Below are 4862 nucleotides of genomic sequence, written 5' to 3'. Positions count from 1 at the left end.
AATCTTTCTATTTCTGTATCCGCATCTTTTGTGTACAATGGGGGATTTTATTTTGGAAACTGTAGAAAAAGAACATAACCGTATGGCGTTAAATGTGGCGGCACTTGCCGGGGATATCCTGCTGGCGAGCGGAGCGGAGATTTTCCGTGTAGAGGAAACCATCAACCGGATCGCCCATGCCTACGGCATCGACTCGTGTGATCCGTTTGTCTTAAGCAGTGGTTTCTTTCTCACGGCTGACAGCAACTCGGATCAAAACTTTGCCTGGGTACGCCACATCCCGTTGAGTGCTACCCGGCTTGACCGTGTCACTGCGGTCAACCAGCTCTCCCGTGAGATTGAACACGGATTCTATACACCGGAGGAAGCCTATCAGAAGCTTCAGGATATCCAGCAGATGCCCGCCAAACGGAATCTCTGCCAGATTCTTGCTTCCGGCGTGGGCAGCGGATGCTTCTGTTATCTCTTCGGCGGCGATCCGGTAGACTGTATCGTGGCTTTTATCGCCGGACTGCTGCTGTATGTCTATCTGCTGTGCGTGGTGAAAGGACAGCTTTCCAAAATCGCAACGAATATATCCGGTGGCATGTTTGTGACTTTCATCGCCGTCCTGATCTATCAGTTGGGACTTGGACATCATCTGAGTGAGATTATCATCGGTTCCATCATCCCACTGGTTCCCGGTGTGGCGTTTACGAATGGCATCCGCGATATCGCCGACCAGGACTATATTGCCGGTGCGGTCCGCATGCTGGACGCACTGCTTGTCACGTTCAGTATCGCAATGGGCGTCGGTCTTGTAATGATCGGGTATCACCATTTTGTGGGCGGTGCGATTCTGCCGTGATTCATGGGGTTCTATGAATGCATGGGTTTCTTTCGTCCCGGCGGATTTTATAAAACGAGATAACATACGCTTTGCGAAGCTTACTTATTGCTTGCGTAAATCAAATATATTTATCTATCTCTCAGGAGGTTATCTTTATGTCTGTACATCTGTTTTTCGAATTTCTTACCGCTTTCGTCGGTACGATCGCTTTCGCCCTGCTCTTTCATGTACCAAAGGAATATTATGTAAACTGTGGTCTGGCCGGTGGCTGTGGCTGGATCTGCTACAAGTTACTGCTGGCTGGCTGCGGGCTCTTCGGTTCCACTTTTTTTGCCACGGTTCTTGTCGTTTTTCTCTCCAGGCTCAGCGCGGTCCGGCGCCACTGCCCGGTGACGATCTTTCTCGTTGCAGGCATCTTCCCGCTGGTTCCGGGAGCAGGGATCTACTGGACTGCCTATTATGTCGTGACGGATCAGCTGGCCAAAGCTTCCGACCGTGGATTCCAGACTTTGAAGATCGCGGTGGCGATCGTGCTTGGCATCCTGTTTGTCTTTGAATTTCCACAAAAGTGGTTTCGCTGGGCGGAGCGCGGTACGGCTGCCGGCAACTGATCCGCACACAGGACTTTTTCAACTGCAATCTCCCACGACCGACACAGAATCCAGATACATCCAGCAGTGTTCTACGCATCTTATGTAAGCAAATTGATTCACCAGATCAATTTTTAATATGCAATGCATCAAAAAAGCATGCATACAGGATTTTTTCGCTTCTGTATTTCTTCTCTGTCCCCGCAGATTCTTACGCTTCCACAACTACCTTGCAACCCGAAAGGCTCTTCACCGTATAATTTCCGTTTCCGCCTTCCACATGCAGGTGAATCTCATCTCCCACACGTTTCGCAGTCACCGTCATCACCGTCTCTCCTTTCAGATCCGGTATCTCAGTTTTCGCTTCGGCTCCCTCATCAAACGCGGATACCAGAAGGCTAACACCATCCGCATAATCATAATCCGGTTTCTGGTCATTATTGCCCAAAGCAAGCACTGTATTTGGACGGATCATCAGTGGCAGACTGTGATAATCATGCGTCTCTTTCTGCCATTTTCCTCCGCTCACATCTACCCCGGTGATCAGATTATACCAGGTTCCCTCCGGCAGATAATACTGCACTTCACCGTTCTCTTTAAAGATCGGAGCCACCAGCAGAGAATCGCCGAACATATACTGCCGATCCAGGGTATCACATGCACGATCCTCCGGGAAATCCAGGAACATCGGGCGCAGCACCGGACGGCCTTCTTTGTGTGAACGCACAGCCTGCCCGTACAGGTATGGCATCAGACGACATTTCAGATTGACAAACTCCCGCAGAATATCACATGCCTCTTCATCAAACATCCACGGCACACGGTAAGAAGATGAACCGTGCAGCCGGCTGTGAGAACTTAACAGGCCAAACTGGCACCAGCGTTTGTAGATGTCCGCCGGTGCGGTGCTCTCGAATCCACTGATATCATGACTCCAGAAACCAAATCCACCCAGAGACAGAGAAAGTCCTCCACGAAGAGTCTCTGCCATGGAAACATAGCTTGCAGAACAGTCACCGCCCCAGTGTGCCGGGAACTGCTGACCACCGACGGTGGCAGAACGCGCGAACAGTACAGCTTCGCCGGTTCCTCTCTCACGCTCCAGTAATTCGAAAACTGCCTGATTATACAGATAAGTATAGTAATTATGCATTTTCACCGGATCGGAATGGTCAAAATACTCGATTTCTTTCACCGGGATTCTCTCACCAAAATCAGTTTTAAAGCAATCCACGCCCATATCCAGCAGCGTCTTTAACTTTCCCTGATACCATGCCACAGCATCCGGATTCGTAAAATCAACCAGTGCCATACCAGGCTGCCACAGATCCGTCTGCCATACGCTTCCGTCTGTTTTCTTAACCAGATAACCATGATCCTTTCCCTCTTTGAACAGACAGGATTTCTGTCCGATATACGGATTGATCCATACACAGATGTGAAGCCCGCGATCATGATACCGTTTCAGCATGCCTTTCGGATCCGGGAATGTCGCGGGATCCCATTCAAAGTTACACCACTCATAGGCATCCATCCAGTAGCAGTCAAAATGGAACACATGCAGCGGAATCTCCCGGTCTGCCATGCCCTGAATAAAACCGGAAGTGGTCGCCTCATCATAATTCGTAGTAAAAGAAGTCGTCAACCACAATCCGAACGACCATGCTGGCGGCAATGCCGGTTTTCCGGTCAGTTCTGTGTATTTTTCTACGGTTCCCATCGGCGTTTTTCCACTGATCACATAATAATCCAGACGTTCCCCCTCCACGGAAAACTGGACCCGTTCTACCTTCTCACTGGCGATCTCATACGCCACATCGCCCTCGTTGTCCACCAGGATACCGTAGCCTTTATTTGTCACATAGAACGGGATATTTTTATAGGCAATCTCACTGGCAGTTCCGCCATCCTCGTTCCACATCTCCACCACCTGTCCGTTTTTTACGAACGGCGTGAAACGTTCCCCGAGTCCGTAGACATATTCATCCACATCGAGGAACATCTGCTCCAGCATATAGTTTTTCCCGGTTTTTGTGTTCTGCATATAGGCAAGATTCCGGAAACTCGACTCTGTGAGGAAAGTATCTCCCTCATAAAATGCCATCTTGTATCCATTCGGTGCTTTATCGATCACCGCTTTCAGAGAGCCCGTCTGATAGATCAGCTGCTCCTCATTCTCCTCGATCCGCACATGCGCATCGCCGGTATAAATCTTTGCAAAAGGTCCGTTATATACGGCTCCGTCATGATGCACCGCAGACACTTTGATCACACCGTCCATCGGACTGGACAGTGTCACCGTCAGAAGCGGGATATTCAGACAGCTTCCCCGATCCACGATATGGGAACACGGCAGATACATCGTCAGTTCCTGCCCGTATACCCGGTGACTTCCGTACTCTACTGCATAGGCAGCTTTCATCTCATCACGAAGCAACCAGTAACCATTGGTAAATTTCATAATTTCCTGTCTCCTTTACATTATGTTTGTAGCCCTCAGAAATCTTCTCATTTTTTTTAACGATTCTTCTTTTATTATAGAAATTTCCCACATGAAACACAAGATTCTCACTCACTTTTCTTTGATTTTTCGTAACTGTTCAGTGCCTTCACAGTCACGACATCTTTTTCCTTTTTTGTAATATTATTATTACAGATATCTTATTGTCAGTCACTAACACTTGTGATAGCAAATAAAATACTTATTGATTTTTTATAATGTCTGCCAACCTTTCAATGTACTTACGACCAGCTTGCTTTCCAGCACTGCGGCCAGTAATTCTTCCTTACAGGAATAGCCGGCTTTTGCTATCATATCCTGAAAATTCCATCGAACTCCTGCTGCCGAACAGTTCATCTGTTTCCCAATCTCCGAATAGGAATAGCCTTTGATATACAGTCTCAGCATCTCCAGCTGCCGGGGACTGATCTCATCGCTTTTCATCCACTTCAGCTCCACGGCCGGCGCCTTGTCCGGAAAGACATGTTCTCCCTCCAAAGTCCGGTCGATCACCTCCATAATTTCTTCCTGTCCGTGATCCTTATACCACAGACTGTCTGCGCCCTTCTCTTTTGCCCGTGTAAGGATCTCCGGATCCACCAGAGATGTGATCACGATGATCTTCACTGCCGGATGTTGTTTTTTGATAGTTTCTGCAGCCAGCAATCCGTCATGGTTCTGGAAGGTCTGGACGTCCATCAGGACAAGATCCACCACCGTATGATTACAGTAAGAAACAGCCTTTTCTCCGTCGTTCAGAACGTCCACCAACAAGAATCTTTCATCCCCCTGCACCATGCTGGCGAAATACTTCTGCATAATCTTCTGGTCTTCCACAAGTAACACTCGTATTTTCATTTTTCATCACTTCCCTTTTTATTCTTCTATTAACTGTTCAGTATCTTCACAGGTACTTCCTCTGAACTTTTGATCTCTCTGTCTT

The 4862-nt window shown here is 48.2% G+C and carries 4 protein-coding genes; 2 read left to right on the top strand and 2 right to left on the bottom strand.

Annotated features, from left to right (window positions below; genetic code table 11):
* The first annotated feature begins 37 nt into the window (after nucleotides 1-37).
* Nucleotides 38-847 carry a threonine/serine exporter family protein gene (locus MSA64_RS00430; RefSeq protein WP_022172977.1) on the top strand — a complete coding sequence of 270 codons (810 nt, stop codon included), beginning with the start codon at nucleotides 38-40 and terminating at the stop codon, nucleotides 845-847.
* Between the two features lie 137 nt (nucleotides 848-984).
* Nucleotides 985-1440 (top strand): threonine/serine exporter family protein, encoded by a 456-nt coding sequence (locus tag MSA64_RS00425; RefSeq protein WP_287890086.1) that lies wholly within the window; start codon nucleotides 985-987, stop codon nucleotides 1438-1440.
* Between the two features lie 190 nt (nucleotides 1441-1630).
* Here the strand turns inward: MSA64_RS00425 and yicI are convergent, their stop codons facing one another.
* Nucleotides 1631-3880, bottom strand: a complete 2250-nt coding sequence (gene yicI, locus MSA64_RS00420; protein WP_287890084.1) for an alpha-xylosidase — start codon at nucleotides 3878-3880, stop codon at nucleotides 1631-1633.
* A gap of 252 nt (nucleotides 3881-4132) precedes the next feature.
* Complete coding sequence (locus MSA64_RS00415) at nucleotides 4133-4777, bottom strand: response regulator transcription factor (protein WP_118619741.1); 645 nt, start codon at nucleotides 4775-4777, stop codon at nucleotides 4133-4135.
* Nucleotides 4778-4862: the final 85 nt, after the last annotated feature.

The sequence above is a fragment of the Oliverpabstia sp. genome (assembly GCF_022785585.1).
Classification (GTDB): domain Bacteria; phylum Bacillota; class Clostridia; order Lachnospirales; family Lachnospiraceae; genus Oliverpabstia; species Oliverpabstia intestinalis.
Note: the sequence above shows the minus strand (reverse complement) of the source record. Positions and strands in the feature narration are given on the sequence as shown.

What these genes read in the sequence shown, in the direction of transcription:
- MSA64_RS00430 (WP_022172977.1), top strand. Translation starts at nt 38, where the DNA reads ATGGGGGATTTTATTTTGGAAACTGTAGAAAAAGAACATAACCGTATG.
- MSA64_RS00425 (WP_287890086.1), top strand. Translation starts at nt 985, where the DNA reads ATGTCTGTACATCTGTTTTTCGAATTTCTTACCGCTTTCGTCGGTACG.
- yicI (WP_287890084.1), bottom strand. Translation starts at nt 3,880, where the DNA reads ATGAAATTTACCAATGGTTACTGGTTGCTTCGTGATGAGATGAAAGCT.
- MSA64_RS00415 (WP_118619741.1), bottom strand. Translation starts at nt 4,777, where the DNA reads ATGAAAATACGAGTGTTACTTGTGGAAGACCAGAAGATTATGCAGAAG.